11 protein-coding genes are annotated in these 16,589 nt (G+C 41.1%); 4 read left to right on the forward strand and 7 right to left on the reverse strand.

All coding sequences use genetic code 11. From position 1 onward, the window contains the following. Positions 1-334: 334 nt before the first annotated feature. From INQ51_RS02420 to INQ51_RS02435, 4 genes are all read right to left on the reverse strand, one after another. Positions 335-1,279, reverse strand: a complete 945-nt coding sequence (locus INQ51_RS02420) for a lysophospholipid acyltransferase family protein (RefSeq protein ID WP_233376301.1) — start codon at positions 1,277-1,279, stop codon at positions 335-337. A 330-nt stretch (positions 1,280-1,609) separates the two neighbouring features. Further along, a complete protein-coding gene (locus tag INQ51_RS02425) occupies positions 1,610-2,383 on the reverse strand; it encodes a porin family protein (RefSeq protein ID WP_233376302.1) in 774 nt (257 codons plus the stop codon). A gap of 70 nt (positions 2,384-2,453) precedes the next feature. Beyond that, positions 2,454-3,182 carry a bifunctional demethylmenaquinone methyltransferase/2-methoxy-6-polyprenyl-1,4-benzoquinol methylase UbiE gene (gene ubiE, locus INQ51_RS02430; RefSeq protein WP_262909847.1) on the reverse strand — a complete coding sequence of 243 codons (729 nt, stop codon included), beginning with the start codon at positions 3,180-3,182 and terminating at the stop codon, positions 2,454-2,456. Next, positions 3,182-4,222, reverse strand: a complete 1,041-nt coding sequence (locus INQ51_RS02435) for an AIR synthase-related protein (protein ID WP_233376304.1) — start codon at positions 4,220-4,222, stop codon at positions 3,182-3,184. The genes ubiE and INQ51_RS02435 overlap by 1 nt, the downstream gene beginning before the upstream one ends. Before the next feature lie 111 nt (positions 4,223-4,333). On the opposite strand from INQ51_RS02435, the gene INQ51_RS02440 reads away from it, so the two are divergent. Then, positions 4,334-5,095 carry an SDR family NAD(P)-dependent oxidoreductase gene (locus INQ51_RS02440; protein WP_233376305.1) on the forward strand — a complete coding sequence of 254 codons (762 nt, stop codon included), beginning with the start codon at positions 4,334-4,336 and terminating at the stop codon, positions 5,093-5,095. On the opposite strand, the gene INQ51_RS02445 is transcribed toward INQ51_RS02440, so the two are convergent. Then, entirely contained in the window at positions 5,080-6,072 is a 993-nt protein-coding gene (locus INQ51_RS02445) for a glycosyltransferase family 4 protein (RefSeq protein WP_233376306.1), read from the reverse strand. The genes INQ51_RS02440 and INQ51_RS02445 overlap by 16 nt on opposite strands. Positions 6,073-6,352: 280 nt before the next feature. On the opposite strand from INQ51_RS02445, the gene INQ51_RS02450 reads away from it, so the two are divergent. Together INQ51_RS02450 and INQ51_RS02455 are read left to right on the forward strand one after the other, a co-directional pair. After that, positions 6,353-7,408: a sensor histidine kinase gene (locus INQ51_RS02450; RefSeq protein ID WP_233376307.1), complete on the forward strand. Its 1,056-nt coding sequence runs from the start codon at positions 6,353-6,355 to the stop codon at positions 7,406-7,408. Positions 7,409-7,421: 13 nt separating this feature from the next. Next, the gene (locus tag INQ51_RS02455) at positions 7,422-8,138 is read left to right on the forward strand and encodes a LytR/AlgR family response regulator transcription factor (RefSeq protein ID WP_233376308.1); all 717 of its coding nucleotides are present in this window, start codon (positions 7,422-7,424) and stop codon (positions 8,136-8,138) included. A 3-nt stretch (positions 8,139-8,141) separates the two neighbouring features. Here INQ51_RS02455 and INQ51_RS02460 read toward each other — a convergent pair whose 3' ends face one another. Both INQ51_RS02460 and INQ51_RS02465 read right to left on the reverse strand, forming a co-directional pair. After that, complete coding sequence (locus INQ51_RS02460) at positions 8,142-8,882, reverse strand: nitroreductase family protein (protein ID WP_233376309.1); 741 nt, start codon at positions 8,880-8,882, stop codon at positions 8,142-8,144. A gap of 107 nt (positions 8,883-8,989) precedes the next feature. Beyond that, the gene (locus INQ51_RS02465; RefSeq protein ID WP_233376310.1) at positions 8,990-14,413 is read right to left on the reverse strand and encodes a T9SS type A sorting domain-containing protein; all 5,424 of its coding nucleotides are present in this window, start codon (positions 14,411-14,413) and stop codon (positions 8,990-8,992) included. 986 nt (positions 14,414-15,399) lie between these two features. Between INQ51_RS02465 and gap the strand changes: the two genes are divergently transcribed. Next, the gene (gene gap / locus INQ51_RS02470) at positions 15,400-16,401 is read left to right on the forward strand and encodes a type I glyceraldehyde-3-phosphate dehydrogenase (protein WP_233376311.1); all 1,002 of its coding nucleotides are present in this window, start codon (positions 15,400-15,402) and stop codon (positions 16,399-16,401) included. Positions 16,402-16,589: the final 188 nt, after the last annotated feature.

The following is a 16,589-nucleotide window of genomic DNA, read 5'->3' on the forward strand; positions in this document are numbered from 1 at the left end:
CAAGTGGAAACTATAATGACATCTGAGGAAACAAGCATTCATTAAGAGGAAATAGCGATGACATCAGTGGAAGTAAGCATTCACTAAAAGGAAATAGCGATGACATCTGAGGAAATAAGCATTCATCAAAAGGAAACTGCGATGACATCTGAGGAAGTAAGCATTCATCAAGTGGAAACTACAATGACATCAGTGGAAATAAGCATTCACCAAAAGGAAACTACGATGACATCTGAGGAAATAAGCATTCGCTAAAAGGAAATTGACCGCTCAGAAGTATAACAATGACCTCTTTAACTCAAACAATGCCTGCTCAGCTTGCAACAATAAGCACTTAAAGGGTAAGCTCAATATTCTCCGGACGTTTATGCTTCCATCTCCGGTGCGACCAAAGGTAAAGCTCCGGAGCTTCGTGAATAATTTCTTCCATTTTCCGGATGTAGGCCAGTAAAATATCTTTATGCTGAAGTTTGCCCGGCTCTTTAATCAACAATTCCACATTGGCTTCATAATGTCCCCTGCCCGTCTTTTTCATGTAAACAAAAACGATGGGCTGATTGGTTTTAATGGCAATCTTCTCGGGCCCGATAAAAAACGGAGCTTCCCGGTTGAGGAAATACGTCCAGAATGGTGATTCGGCAGGCGGGGTCTGGTCGGAGGCAAGCCACAAAGTGCTCGGAATATTGTTTTTCATGTATTCCAGCAACGCCCGTGCTATTTTGTGAATAGGAATCGATTCTCCGCCCCATTTCTCGCGCGAGTAGAGCATGAACTTTTCCATCGCACTATTCCCCCGAAGCGGGCTGTAAACCATCAAGAGCTGGTGTTTTGACTTGGCCTGCAAATAACTTCCCCACTCCCAGTTACTGTAATGAAACCCCAGAGTGATCATACTCTTTCCTTCGTCGGCAATAGCATTTCCAATTTCAAGGCCTTTAATCTTCACCCGCTTCTCCATGTCGGCTACCGTCATGCTGTGGAGCTTTACCGTTTCCAGCGAGAAATCGCAAAAATGACGGTAAAACTTCCCTGTAATCGCCTTAATTTCCTCCTCCGATTTATCAGGGAACGCATAAGACAGGTTTTCGAAGATTACCTTCTTCCGGTATTTTACAACGTATCTTAAAACAACATACATACAATCGGAAATCAGGTACAAAACGGGAAACGGTAAAAACGAGATTATTTTTAGCAACAGTACCAGTATCTTGTTCAATACTCTTCGTACAAAACTTTCGTAATACCTGCTGTCTTTTTTAACTAGATCCTTGTCAACCATACTTTCTAAATTATCCGGTCAGCGAAAATGCCAACCGTGTCGTCATTTTTCAGGCCAAACTACTTCTACTTTAAAACATTTGAAAAATCCACCTGTTTTTACCCTTATATCCCTAAAGGGAACAGGTCGATTTTTCTACTTGCACCCTTTAGGGAGGGGTAAACAAACAGAAAAATCATATTCCAAATTTAATCTGTTAAAGTAGAACTACCTTTCTGTAATTTTCTGCAAAGATGATGAAAATACCATTCATTAAAAAAGACAAAACGAATAAAGCAAAACATACTTCGTTTTACTTCAATTATTGCATCAACAGCAAAAGCTGTTAATCTATTCAAAATGGAAGGAAAGGGTAAAGATCTTCGACCGTAATTCTTTAATGGATTTAGCATACATTCCTTTCTGAACCCCACCAGGTAAGCCTCCAAGTTGATCATTCAGACCAAAACTGAATTTACCTTCTACCGAAAAGCGGAAGAACGGGAAATAATGATCCCAGCCACCACCAACTTCAGCATAAAATCCGCCACCTTTTAACTTAACCAGGTCTTCCTGGGCAGTTTTCGAAATATCCTGCCTGTATGCACCTCCAAACACCACATAAGGACGATCGTTGTTAATTCTTCGCGCTTTGTATTTCAGGAGCAAGGGAAAATCCAGAAAAGTAGATTTTATGGAATAAAATTCTGATGTCTCTGTGTAATTGTTGATATCATAAACAGGAACATTGTATGTAATCTGCCGCTCACCAAACGAAAGCCCCGGCAAAAAACGCAGGTTAAAATCTTTTGACAAACGCAGGCTTGAGATAATCCCAACCGTAAATCCTGGAACCAGAGTAGCAACATCGGAGTGAATATATCTACCTGACGCTTTTTCTGGAAGGCTATTGACTAACTCATCAGGAATATCGCCTGGAGTGATTCCTGCGGCATCAATATTTGCATAGTTAACGATATTAAAATCAAGCGTATTCACACCAATCGTAAAACCAAAGTGGATCAACTTATCATCAAAGGTTGTCAGATAATTGATCTTTTGCTTTTGGGCGATGACATATCCGCCCGCAACGATTAAAAGTATGAACAGAATAATTTTCTTCACTGTAATTGGCAATTGCTTATCTTCTCAAACGCTAAAAAGCGTAAATATTGTATTCTTTTTTGTTATTCCGCTAATTTTTAGGTTTATGTGCTTCATAAATCGAAGCAATCCCAAAAGTTTGCCGGAAGCACCGGTTATCCGTAAAGCCCACCTTTTTCAAGATAGCTAAAAAATCATCGCCATCCGGAAATTCATTCACCGATTCGGGTAAATAGGTATAGGCACTTTTATCTTTCGAAACCATCCGGCCAATTGCCGGAAGAATGTATTTAAAGTAGAACTGGTACATCTGCCTGAACGGTGTTTGCTGGGGTTTGGAAAACTCCAGTACAAAAAAAGTTCCGCCCGGTTTTATTACCCGGCAAATTTCGGCCAGTCCTTTTTCCAGGTTTTCGAAGTTGCGAACTCCAAAGCCCACAATGGCGGCATCAAATTCGTCGTCGCCAAATGGAAGGTTTTCAGAGTCTGCCTTCTGTACCTCTATTTTTTTGCTCAGTTGCTTTTTACTGATCTTTTCGCGGGCAACATTCAGCATCCCCTCCGAAATGTCGATTCCCACTACTTTTACCTGCCCCAGTTTTGTAGCGGCAACAGCAAAATCGCCGGTACCGGTGGCCACATCCAAAATACGACCGGGGTGATAAGCTTTCAGTTTTTTGATGGTACGCTTGCGCCACAACTTATCGATATTCACCGAAAGCAGATGATTCAACAGGTCATACTTCGGCGAGATATTGTCAAACATCTCCTCGACCTGCCCTCTTTTCGATTGCTGTGATTGTTTATACGGAAGAGCCATTAAACTCCGGCGCTCATTTTATCAATAAACCCTAACGACTCGTCGTCGATTCTGATCTCTCCTTTGGTAACGTGTCCCAACGTAAAGAAAGGAACGTTCATTTCGCTCATGGCATCCACAAACTTCTCTTCATTGTCCGGGTTTACGCCCACCAAAATACGCCCCATCGCTTCGCCAAACAAAAACGAATCGATACGGGTCTCGGCACTCGTGGTTATATCAAAACCCAACTCGTTGGGAATGGCGGCCCGAAGCAAGGTGAAAAACAATCCGCCTTTTCCGACAGGACTGGCGCTTTCAATCAAAGCTTCTTCGTGCAGTTTCTTTAAACACTTCTGAATCTTCAGCTCGTCTTCGATGCTGAAAGCCGGCAGTGGCGATTCCGAGATACCGTGGTAAAATTCCAGGTATTCCGAAGAATTAATATCGTCCACCATCCTGCCGATCATAAAAATATGGTTTCCCTTATTTTTAAACGAATGCGTTGTTAACGATGCCCCCGGATTCACCTGCGAAAGCATACTTACAATGATGGTTGGCGGAACCGGACCATGTTTTGAGAAATGATCAAAACGAATTTTACGGTCAGATACCTTCAGGTTAAATTTTTGTGCGGCATTTTCCAGGCCCTTTTTGGCTCCGGAAGCAAGCAAATATCCATTGGGGTCGGCAAAATCGATGTGATACAAAAAGGCACTAACCACACTTGGAGTAGCCCCGTAGCACAACATGTTCCGAACTGCCCTTGAAATAAGTATTTCAGTCGCTTTTTGCGGATCGCTCTCCAGATGATGATGAAAAGCGTGGGTGCTCATCGCCATTTTGGTGCCATTGTTATCCAGATCAAACAAGCCCGTCTCATCTGTGTCGCTATCCCCAATTGCATCGGGAGAAATATTGTGCTCACTGAAATCATTAAAGTAGTTAATGGTCGACAAATTTGGATTCACCATTAATGAATAGATCACCTCCTCAATGTTCTCAGGCTCAGGAATACTCTCTATCGTGAATTGTTCCTCTGCTTGGATTGTTTCGCTCATATGCCTTGTTATTTCAGATACTAAGTACGAACAAAGGTAATTAAGTCCCTTATTTCTCCATAAAAATAGATGTTTTTTTTAATTTCGCATCACGTCAAAATTATTTCAAAAATGAACAAAATCGCTTTAATAACAGGTGCTACAGCAGGTATTGGCAGGGCAACTGCCAGAGCCCTCGCGGCGAATGGGTTTGATCTGATACTTACCGGCCGGAGAAAGGATCGTTTGGATGAACTGGAAGCCGGGATCAAAAAAACAAGCAATTGCCGGGTTATTAGCCTGAATTTTGACATCCGGAATCTTGACGAAACAACCCAGGCCTACAACGCATTGCCGGAGGAATGGAAGGCAGTTGATGTGCTGATCAACAACGCAGGCCTGGCTGTTGGAATGGAACCCATACAGGAAGGCTTTGTCGATGACTGGGAACGAATGATTGACACCAATGTGAAAGGCTTGCTTTATATCACACGTTTGGTTTCTCCCCAAATGGTGAAACAGGGATCCGGGCATATTGTAAACATTTCTTCCATTGCAGGCAAGGAAGCTTATGCCAAAGGAAATGTTTATTGCGCCACCAAACATGCCGTACAGGCTCTTACACAAGGAATGCGTATCGATCTTTTGCAACACGGAATTAAAGTAAGCTCAGTGGCTCCTGGCGCTGTTGAAACAGAGTTCTCGGTGGTGCGTTTTAAAGGCGATAACGATAAAGCTGATGGTGTTTACAAAGGTTTTACCCCATTGCTTGCGGAAGACATTGCAGAAACGATCCTGTTTATTGTTACAAGGCCACCGCATGTAAACATAGACGATGTGCTAGTTATGCCAACCGCCCAAGCATTCACCCGGCAGTTTCACCGGGAAGAATAAACTTCGGAAAGACGGGCGGCCTCCACTTCCGCACTCCAGTTCTGAGCCACCTCAACCCTGGCTGTCTCTCCCAAATGGTTTAGCTTTCCTTCCAGGAGTTGAACCAGAATAGTTTGCAGCTGATCGCGGTTACCGGATTCAAACAGATAGCCCGTTTTGCCGTCGGCAATCAAATCGGAGTGAATGCCCACATCTTTTGTTGCCACAACATTGCAGCTGCACGACATGGCCTCGGCACAAACCAGTGAAAACCCTTCGGTGTAAGAAGGCACAACAACCGTGTGAGCCGCGTGGTAAAAGCTGACAATACCAGCTGTTTCATTTAAGAAATATATTTGCTTTTCGGCCTTGTTCTCATTCACAATCTGCTTTAATACTTTCAGAAAGGGCGGTTTATCAACCTTACCGATAATCACCAAGGCCCAGTCCGGAAAATTACGAATAACCGGAGCCAAAGCTTCCACCAAAAGTTTTTGTCCTTTGGCTTCCCGCACCCTTCCGGCACAAAGAATGATATTACGCTGTTGTATTTCGGGAACAGACCTTTTCTCTCCGGGGATAAAGACATGTTGATCAACCCCGTGCCCGATCACAACCGCTTCGCACGGAATAGTGCTCAGCATCCGTTGTGTAAGCGAAACCACCACATCGGCCTTTTTCAAAAGAAAGCGGGTAATTGCCGACGGCATATTGTCGGCATGCTTGGTAAAAAGAAGCTTAAAATTTCCGCCCAGCAAACGAAGAAGTAAGGCAAAAAGCATTTCATTGTTCCGATGACAATGCAATACAAAACGCTGCTTTTTCGCCACCAGTTTCAACACGCTGACTAACGAAATCTTCCTTCCCTTAACACCATAGCCCAAAATAGATGCATCGAAATCGGTCTGCAAAAAAGGCATAATATTTTCGAGGCTCGTGGTAACTCCGGTTCTTCGTCCGTGAAAATGCGTATGTATTAATATCGGTGGTACTTCCATAAAAATGTACGCTGAATTTCGCTAAATTTGCTATGGTTCTTATCCCTTTGACCTTAGTCGGTCTGATTTGCTAAAAGTAATCAATTTCCGAAGAACCGAAAGAAAGATACACCCCGGCGGGGAAATAAAATACCTGCTAGCGGAAATGTATCATGAAAGAAAAAGAGCCAATATGTCCTTGCGGTGTAATTTCCGGACCAAAATTCAGACCGATGGAAACGACGAAGCAAACCAATAAAAAATGATTCTTAAAAGCTTTAACACTCAAAATAAGTAATGAATGTCGGAAAGGATACTAAATAAAAGAAACTATATAATCGGACACGTTGTTTTTTGGATCATAAGCGCTTCGTTCTTTTGCATTATCTTTTACTTCAACAGTAAAAGCTTTAACACATCGCTTGTAGCCAAAGCAATTATCACCAACATTGGGTTTGCAGCCAGCGTTTACATCAACCTTTACGTTCTGATTCCGCGCTTTCTGAAAAAAAAGAGCTACATCTTTTACTTTTTTTGGCTGATTGTAATGCTATCAGCCAGCAGCCTGTTGGTTCAGCTAATAATCGTTTATCCCTTGCGAAATGTACTGCACGTTTCAGAAGAATTTGCCAGTTTTAATACCAACACCCACTCTGCCTTCTTTTTTGTAACCCTGATTTATGTGGGTATTTTCTCCTTTTTTAAAATGGTGAAAGACTGGATTGCAATGCAGGATTTGAATTTTAAACTTGCAAAAATTGAAAAACAAAAGCTGGAAGCCGAGTTAACCACCCTCAAAGGTCAGTTAAATCCTCACTTCCTGTTTAACTCATTAAACAACATCTACTCTCTTGCGCTGGTAAAATCGGACAAGGTACCTGAACTTATTCTGAAGCTCTCTGATTTAATGCGCCATATTATTTACGAATCGCGGGAAGATTTTATTTCCCTGCAGAAAGAAATAGAGTTTGTCGACAATTTTATAGCCCTGCAAAAGATCCGGGTATCCGATCAAACCAGTATCATTTACGAGAAGATAGGTGATGTACCTTCGGCCCGAATTGCCCCCTTGCTATTCGAACCCTTTATCGATAACGCATTTAAACACGGTATCCCGGGCGATATTGACAAGGACTACATTAGGATAAGTTTTGACTTTCAACAGGATTCTTCCGTCGTTTTTCATATTGAAAACAATTACTCGGAAGTAGAGAAATGGAACAAGAAACATTCAGGCATTGGCCTTCAAAATGTGAAACAACGCTTATCGCTTCTTTATAAAAAGGATGAATTTAAATTGGATATAAAACGAGAATATCCCGTATTTGGAGTAAAACTACATCTTAAGCTAAAATAAATTTTAAGCTGATATGAATATAAATGCGCTGATTATAGATGACGAACCTTTGGCACAGGACGTAATAAAACAATATGCTCAAAAATTGCCTGATTTAAAGATTGCGGCCACCTGTGCCGAAGCAATTTGCGCCCACAAGATTTTGCAGGAACAATCCATTGATCTGATATTTTTGGACATTAATATGCCAAAACTGTCAGGTATCTCTTTCTTAAAAAACCTGAACAATCCACCTTTGGTGATCTTTACTACCGCTTATTCGGAGTATGCACTCGAAGGCTTTGAATTAAATGCGGTTGATTACCTGAAGAAGCCTTTTTCATTTGAGCGCTTTTGCAAAGCCTTTTACCGAGCCGAAGAACTTCTGCTGTTAAAAAAGAAAGCAGTGACTCAACCAGGCGAATCGGAAGCTAAATTTCTCTTTATAAAGTCAAATAAGAAAAACTACAAAATCAATTTCTCTGACATCATGTTTGTCGAAGGTCTGGGCGACTACATTAAAATACACATCAAAGAGAATCACTACGTCACCAACCTGTCCATGAAACGGATATTGGATCTGTTGCCTGCCGATTTGTTCTACCGTATCCATAAATCCTACATCATCTCGCTGCATAACATCGAATCGGTGGAAGGAAACATGGTTTCGATCGAAGGAAACAAACTTCCGATAGGCAACAGCTACCGCCAGGATTTTTTTGACTTTATAAACCGCTTTTCGGCCGATTAACAACTATTTTAAGAAGCCCTGCCGCTTTAATACCTCGAGCATTTTTGCGGAGAAAAACTCATTATCGGCCTTTTTGTAGCGAACATCGGTAAATACTTGTGCCAAGGTTTCCTTTGCATTCTCCGCCACAAACTTCCTTGACGACTCCAGCCCCTCCTTAAAGCGATATAAGCCGCTTATATCGTCGTTACTGTAGTCTTGGTAGGATTCTTCATGAATGATCCCTTTCAGCGGAATACGGTCTGTTAATTCAGGGTGTTCGGCAGGATATCCCAGTGCAATTGTGGTAACAGGAAAAGTGCGAGTCGGCAAATTTAGTAGATCAATAATTTCTCCCGCATTATATGTGGTTGTCCCAAGGTAACAAATGCCCAGTCCGGCGTTCTCAGCTGCTAAACAAATATTCTGGGCAAATAAAAGCGCATCAATTAATGCAGTGGTAAACGACAAAAGATTGTCGTAACCGGGTTCTGCATTACTTGCTGTACACCATTTCGAAAAACGGTTAAAATCTGCCACGATAGTTAACAGCACAGGGGCATTTTTTGCTATAGGTTGGTTGAAATGCAAGGGTGCCAACTCAGCTTTCATTTCTTCTTGCCTTGTTATAATGACACTGTAAAGCTGCATATTCCCGGTGGTTGAAGCTCTGGTACCTGAGTAGATAATAGACTCCAGCAACATCTGATCTACTTCCTGATCCTTAAATTTCCGTATGCTGACGTGTTTATTTAATAGTTCCATTTTATGCGAATTTTGTGCAAAAGTACATTTTGTAAGCTACTATACGGCATCTACCAATAAAAAAGGGAAGCCATCCGGCTTCCCCTTTTTAATCAATCAATTCGGTATTACCTCTTAATAATCCTTTCTGATTTAACGATTTCGTCGTTAGCAATTAATGTAACAACGTAAACGCCAGTTACCAGATTTCCAGTACGTATTTCGTAAGTTGGATTTTCAATATCCAGTACACGTTGACCAGCGATGTTAGAAACAATCACTCTGTCAAGTTTTTGTGCATTGTCAATTCTGATAAAGCTACTGAATGGGTTCGGATATACTTTGAACTCAACAGCTTCAATGTCTGTGATATCAGTTGCGAAATCACCAGTTGTGAATTCCCAAGCATAAGGAACGTTTCCATCCCATACCAGGCCATCACCCATTACAACACCACTGTCAACAGCAACTACATAAGTTGTGAACTTATTCAGACCACCAACTGCGGCATCATATACGTAGTCAACAGTGATAGTATTTCCGCTAACCATTTCAGGTGTAATAGTCAGTGTCAAAGTAGCATCTGTTGAATCTTTTTCAGTAACCGTCAGAACACCTGTTTCATTGAAAGTTACAGGACCTTCAAATGTAATCACAAATGTCGGATGGTTGTCTGTGATAGTACCCATTGGGCTAACTGTATCCAGTACAGGAGCAGTTTTCTCTCTTGTAATCACCTCTACATTTACCTCAACGGTACAGTTTTCATCACTCATATCATAGAATGTAGCAGTTACATCCTCTGTGAACATTTCGTCGATCGTTCCATATACAAGGTGAGCAGTGTCGCCTACGAAGATATTGAACGTTGTATCTACAGACATTGGGTATGCCAAAGTAATTGTATCAGCATCCATACACTCGTGTGCATCCATTGCCTGAATAATATGTGTACCACCACCCAGTAATAAGGTAGTTCCTTCAGCTACTTCACCGTTAACCATGTATGAATATGGAGCAACACCACCAGCGGCAACAACCATTACTTCAGTACCACATCCGTTAACTTCACCTACAGTAGTTGTAAGCATAATTGAAGATCCAGGTTTTGGGTCAACAGTAACTGTATCCTTTTCAGAAGTACAGCCCATATCGTCCACTACAACTATTTCGTAATGCTTATCATTAATATTCTCACTATCGAACTCGAACATTTCGCTCAGGTAGATATCACCAGCTGAGTACCAATCAGAAACAGTATAAGTAGTTGTTTCTTCGTACAGTCTCCATTTCACCTGGAATTGACGACCTTCTTCACCCGATACAGTTACTTTCAATGAAGCAAGTACATCATCCGAACAAGTTACGTCTTTAATTTCCTCGATTACTACAGGAGCAACCGGATCAACAACTAATACATTTGAAGTATCAGTACAGCCATTCATATCACGAACAACTACTTGATATTCGTGTCCAATCTCCACTACAAATGCGTCATAATTATTATAATCAGACAACAATTCGCCATCCTGCCACAATTGGAATTCATAAGGAGAGTAATTATTTGCACTCTTAGGCATCATCATTGGAGTACCACCTGTTACAGTTGCCTGAATAAGACCTTCAACTACGTCAGGACAAGTAAATTCGCCATCAGCGATATCGAGAACAACCTCCAATACTTCCGGTTGGTCAATTTCAACCGTTTGAGTATGCGAGCAACCGCTTGCATTATCAGTAACAACGATCACATATGTACCAGCTCCAAGATCTTTTACTGTATCGCTGGCTACAACCTCTCCATTTACGGTTATAGTTACGTCATCCAAATCAGCAGTAACAGAGTTAACAGTAATATCACCGATTACCCCAACTGCATCCATATTGCCATTACAAGTAACTTCCTCTTCTAGGTAAGCTTCAAAATCAACGACCACTTCCGGTTCTTCGATTTTAACGCGCCATGCATTTACTGGTCCGTTTTCATCTTCTTCACCACCAATAATACATTGATTGGCATCCATAGCCCACACAATCCAAGTACCCGCTTCAGTAACAGTGAAGATACTATCAGCTTGCCAGTTGCTGGCAGAAGTTGGGATATCAGTAACAAGAATGTGACCGGTTACCGGATCAGATTTTACAGTATAATATACATAATCAGCAGTACCGCCAGCTACCTGAACAGAGAACATTCCATCCTCAGCACAAGTAATGTCCTGAATTTTAGTTGCGTTCAATACTAATTCTGCTGGTTGTGTTACTTCCAAATCATTAATAGAAATAGTACATCCATTATTATCTGTAACAGTAACTGTATATGTACCTGCAGGAAGCTCAGAAATCACATCAGTAGTTTGATTGATTGTTCCTTCTGCAGGACTAATGCTTATTACATAAGGAGCTACACCACCTGTGATTTCACTCACTGTAATTTCGCCGTTTAATCCACCAAAACAAGATACATTTTCACTTACAGTTGCAGCAGCATCCAAATCATTAGGAGCTGAAATCTCGATCGAGGCAGTTCCCATACAACCTTTGCTGCCTGGGCCTACTTCGACAACTACAATAGTCCAGTCACCTTTACCAACTTCTGTAAAGTTAGCAATACTGTCAGTTTGAATTGTATCCACTCCAACAATCTGAACATCATATAGATTAGTATTGCCACCATCAACTACAACTTTAATAGTACCATTTGGAGTTTCCAAACAGCTGCTGGTAACATTTGTTCCGGTTGCAATTACGGTGATTTCTTTAGGCTCGTCAACAGTTACTTGCCAAGGAGTCATCTCGCATCCGTATACATCTCTTACTTGGATAGTATATGTTCCCGGCTTAGTAATCAACACTTGTTCTGAAGCCTCTCCTGGTCCGTACGATTCAGCAGGGAAAGGTTGCCAAGTTGTTGTACCAACTTTGTATTCATAAGGAGCTGTACCACCAGAAACGGCAAACCCAATAGCACCATCAGCAGCTCCGTAGCAACTAATATCATCTTTATACCAATCTTCTAAAACAACACCGCTTTCAGGGCTTTCAACGATAATGTCATCAGTCATATCACCAGCACAACCGTTTTCGTCGGTTACAACGACTCGGTAAGTACCTGCACCTAAGCTAGTATAAGTAGTGGCGTCAGTATCTACCCAACCGGTAACTTCTTCCCAAACTTCGCCGTTTTTAACCTCAAGCGTATATACAAGACTTCCAGATCCACCGGTTGCATTTGCGACTACGATTTCTCCGTCTGTATCACCAAAACACTTAATGTTTTTAACAGAAACAGCCTCTGCCGCAATTTCAACGGGGTCAAGACCATCCACGGTAAATGGACCAGCATAGGCTCTGTAACCACACTCATCCATAACCACTACATAGTATGTTCCTTTTGTAGCTTGTACTTCAACAGAGTCGGCACCTGCCGGCCAGGTTATGAAAGCATCTTCATCAAGATTCATTGCAGCCTGAAGAGTGTTTGTATGAAAATATCCGTACCATTCGTCGTTTCCGCCGCCATTGTTTTTAACGGTAATAACTCCATCATTATCTCCGTAACAAGTTGCATTATCACTTACATAAGCTTCAATGGTCAGCATATCAACCTCAACCACATTAACTTCCAGTTTGTTACTTCCACAACCCAATTCATCAAATGCCCAAATTGTATAAGTTCCTGGATCAACATCATCAGCTCTCCAGTTTCCTAACCATCCCTGAGTCATTTCCATTGTATCAGTTCCGTTACTAATAAGTACGGTCAAATCTCTGGTTTCACCAACCTGGCTAGCCCATGAATCTTTGCCAACAACAATAGCGTTATCATTAACTCCGTAACATTGATTTACTGTATCTGTCCATCCTTGTCCGAATAACAGTTCAATAACATTCTCATCAAGTGCATCAACTTCTACTGTAGTACTTACTTTCTGGTCTGGACAAAGCGGATCGCGTGCCCAAACGGTGTAAACACCAGCTTCTTTGGTAAATATGTTATTTGTATACCAGGTTGTCCCGTTCAAAGAGTATTCATAGGTTCCGTTACCACCATTGGCAGTAATTTCAATTAAACCATCATTACCGCCAGGGCAAGTTGGGCTTACAGTTTCGGCATAAACTGATACCAATGTAGGTTCTGTAATATCATATTCTACACTACTAATTTCGCAGGTAGTAGCATTTTTATCTCTAACTGTTACTACATAATCATCACCAGCAGGAACAGACCATGATTTTGTTGCGCTAAATGCAGCAACTACACCATTTTCATCTTCCAGTTGGTACTCATAAGCACCGCTACCACCTTCTTCGTTGCTAACAGCAATAGTAGTAGTGCCTCCGTTACAAGTAATTGTTCCAACAGTAACATCGAATTTAATCAGACCCGGTGCCTGAACAGAAACCGTATTTTGAGTATTGTTCGGGTTTACATATCCTACTGAATCACATGCGTCGTTTGTATTATCTACATAAACACTGTAATAAGCGGCTGTTAAACCTGTCAATTTAATAATAGTGTCGCCGGGAGCAATACCTACCCAATTACCATCACCAAGACTGGCTTCGAAAACAGCGCCTTCAGGTCCAGCCAAATTTACGATATGAATTTCGCCGGTTGATCCGTAACAGTCAACATCAACAATTTCAATGTCAAAAGTGATAGCAGCAGGATCTGTCAGAACAGCGATACTGTCTGAAGTAAGTTCACAACCAAAGCTATCAACAACCGTTGCAGTATAATTACCTTGCGGCATCATAAACATAGCAGTTGCACCGGTTGACAATTTTGTAGAGTCACCAACAGTAACCATATAGTTACCTCCGATAAAAGGAGTACCTCCGGCAATTCCGGTTACGGTTACAGTACCTTCTCCTCCAATACATTCAGGATCAGTACCATCAACATCAGCAATTTCCAATTCTGCAGGAGCAGCAGCAATAGTCACTGAATCCCACATAACAGAAGAACAGTTCACAGAACTAATTCCCATGTAATACTTGTGTTCCGGTATACCTAAAAACTGTGTTTCATCGTGAGCAGTGTAAGAACCATTGGGATCCCAGCTTACACTTGCTGAATCAACATAGTAAACAACAAAATCTTCGGTTCCACCAACAACTACGGTTATTTCACCATCATCGCCGGCACATCTCGGATGCGTAACCAGAATGGTATCCAAGGTCATAGCAACCACGGAATCTTCTGGTGTATACTCCAACACATTTGTGAAGCATGATGCCCCAACCCTTACCTGAACTACAAAAGGACGACCTTCTACAGTAGTAAAAGTATTGGCCAATGTGAAGCCTGCGCCTGTTTCGTCACCTTCACCATTAAACGAGTAATACGTACTGTCGGATTCATATCCGGTAACCATATATTGCACATTGCCTCCATCGCAAACTGTGCTAATATCGGTCAATAGCACAACGTTAGCATCTGCAAGTGGATCTAGATCCAGCGTACACTGTGCTTTTACCACAGTCAGCGAACTAGCCAAATACATGAGCAACGTTAAGCCGAAAAGCCTAGTAAACATTTTTCTCATAGCATTTCTTTTAAATTGAACTTAATTGATTGATTGATTTTAATTTATTTAATTCTTTAATCATTCGTCAGATCCATTTGGTCTACAGGCACAGCAAACTGTACAAACGTATAAAAATTTGCGTCAATGTACAAAATATATGCTGCATAATATGCACCGCCATTACTAATGTTTTCAACAGTTGGGGACTTAAAAGTTTAACTCTTTAACTCTATTCAAACTAAAAGGGATTAAACGACCGTCCCGATTCTGTGTTTTCTTGTAATTCCCTACAATTTTAAGTTATTTTTTTTAATTATAACCTAGGTTGGCACTATTTTTTAGCGATTTTCGTTGGAATAAATAACCATTAATTAAAAATGAATATAAATAATACTTTTGTTAACAGCATTACCGGAACGCCAACCTAAAAAATAGTCGTATGTTAATAAATAAGCAAGCAGTTAAACTATCCCCCCTCTTTCGAAATTTCGTGATAATACTGGCCTTCACATTGCTGTTGGCGCTCGAATCGTGTAAAGGGTGCAAATGTCCGGCATATAGTGAGCAACCGGAAACGGAATCATCCACTGTCAAAATTTCCACGACATACTCTTCCAATCACGACAGCTAGTTTCAAAAATACGGGCCAAAGAATATGGGCAAAGCGGCTCATTCATGCGGGAAAGCGGGCTTTTTATCCAGATAACACAAAATATCGAACATGAAAAATCAAACTATTTCGTTAAATACAAGTTATTTACTCCAATTTTAAGCCTCTGAGATTTTCATATTTCCAGAAAAACAACCAACTGATCACAAATAAAGAAAATATGCCACTCTAAACACTTTAAGTAATTATTAAGGTAGAACGAAAAGAAAATGGACAACTTGTGTCTGTTCGCAAAATGTATTTACTTTGTGAGGCTTTAAAAAACTCAGGTTTTTATCCTGAGCATGAAATGTTTAGAAATATTTTCTTTTAAATAATTAAAACTTTCTCAACTATGATTAAAATAGGTATAAACGGTTTCGGAAGAATCGGACGTTTTGTTTTCCGTCAGGCAGTTGCCAAAGGAACAATCCAGGTTGTAGCTATCAACGACCTCATTGATGTTGAATACATGGCTTACATGTTGAAATACGACTCTACTCACGGTCAGTTCAACGGTACTGTTGAAGTAAAAGACGGCAAACTGATTGTAAACGGTAACGAAATCCGTGTTACTGCAGAAAGAAACCCTGCTGATATCAACTGGGGTGCTGTAGGTGCTGACTATGTTGTTGAATCAACTGGCCTCTTCCTGGAAAAAGGAAAAGCTCAGGGTCACATCGACGCTGGTGCGAAAAAAGTGATCATGTCTGCTCCATCAAAAGACGATACTCCAATGTTCGTTATGGGTGTTAACCACACTTCATATACTAACGATATGAATTTCGTTTCAAATGCTTCTTGTACAACCAACTGTTTGGCTCCTGTTGCAAAAGTATTGAACGACAAATTCGGTATCAAAGAAGGTCTTATGACTACCGTTCACGCTACTACTGCTACTCAGAAAACTGTTGACGGTCCTTCAGCTAAAGACTGGAGAGGTGGTCGTGGTGCCGGTCAGAACATCATCCCTTCTTCTACAGGTGCTGCTAAAGCTGTAGGTAAAGTTATTCCTGAACTGAACGGTAAACTTACCGGTATGGCTTTCCGTGTTCCGACTCCTGACGTATCAGTTGTTGACTTAACTGTTACTTTGGAAAAAGGTGCATCGTACGCAGAAATTTGCGCTGCTATGAAAGAAGCTTCTGAAGGCGAATTGAAAGGTATCCTTGGATACACTGAAGATCAGGTTGTTTCTAACGACTTCGTTGGTGACACTCGTACTTCTATCTTCGATGCAGGTGCTGGTATTTCATTGACCCCTAACTTCGTAAAAGTTGTTTCTTGGTACGACAACGAAATGGGTTACTCAGCAAAAGTATGCGAATTAATTCAGTACATGGATTCTGTAAAGTAATTCAACACTACTAGTATAAATGAAAGGGAATCGAAAGGTTCCCTTTTTTTTGTTTCATGCTGAGATCTACCAGCTTCGAGCCAAGAGCTAAAGCTAAACTGACGGGGTGAAGGATTGAAGGACTGGATTATTGAATGCGTAAATGCAGAAATGCTTAAATGTTCAGCAGCACAGCAAAACGGCTACAC

The organism is Maribellus sp. CM-23, from assembly GCF_021354595.1.
Lineage (GTDB): Bacteria > Bacteroidota > Bacteroidia > Bacteroidales > Prolixibacteraceae > Draconibacterium.

What these genes read in the sequence shown, in the direction of transcription:
- INQ51_RS02420 (WP_233376301.1), bottom strand. Translation starts at nt 1,279, where the DNA reads ATGGTTGACAAGGATCTAGTTAAAAAAGACAGCAGGTATTACGAAAGT.
- ubiE (WP_262909847.1), bottom strand. Translation starts at nt 3,182, where the DNA reads ATGGCTCTTCCGTATAAACAATCACAGCAATCGAAAAGAGGGCAGGTC.
- INQ51_RS02435 (WP_233376304.1), bottom strand. Translation starts at nt 4,222, where the DNA reads ATGAGCGAAACAATCCAAGCAGAGGAACAATTCACGATAGAGAGTATT.
- INQ51_RS02440 (WP_233376305.1), top strand. Translation starts at nt 4,334, where the DNA reads ATGAACAAAATCGCTTTAATAACAGGTGCTACAGCAGGTATTGGCAGG.
- INQ51_RS02445 (WP_233376306.1), bottom strand. Translation starts at nt 6,072, where the DNA reads ATGGAAGTACCACCGATATTAATACATACGCATTTTCACGGACGAAGA.
- INQ51_RS02450 (WP_233376307.1), top strand. Translation starts at nt 6,353, where the DNA reads ATGTCGGAAAGGATACTAAATAAAAGAAACTATATAATCGGACACGTT.
- INQ51_RS02455 (WP_233376308.1), top strand. Translation starts at nt 7,422, where the DNA reads ATGAATATAAATGCGCTGATTATAGATGACGAACCTTTGGCACAGGAC.
- INQ51_RS02460 (WP_233376309.1), bottom strand. Translation starts at nt 8,882, where the DNA reads ATGGAACTATTAAATAAACACGTCAGCATACGGAAATTTAAGGATCAG.
- INQ51_RS02465 (WP_233376310.1), bottom strand. Translation starts at nt 14,413, where the DNA reads ATGAGAAAAATGTTTACTAGGCTTTTCGGCTTAACGTTGCTCATGTAT.
- gap (WP_233376311.1), top strand. Translation starts at nt 15,400, where the DNA reads ATGATTAAAATAGGTATAAACGGTTTCGGAAGAATCGGACGTTTTGTT.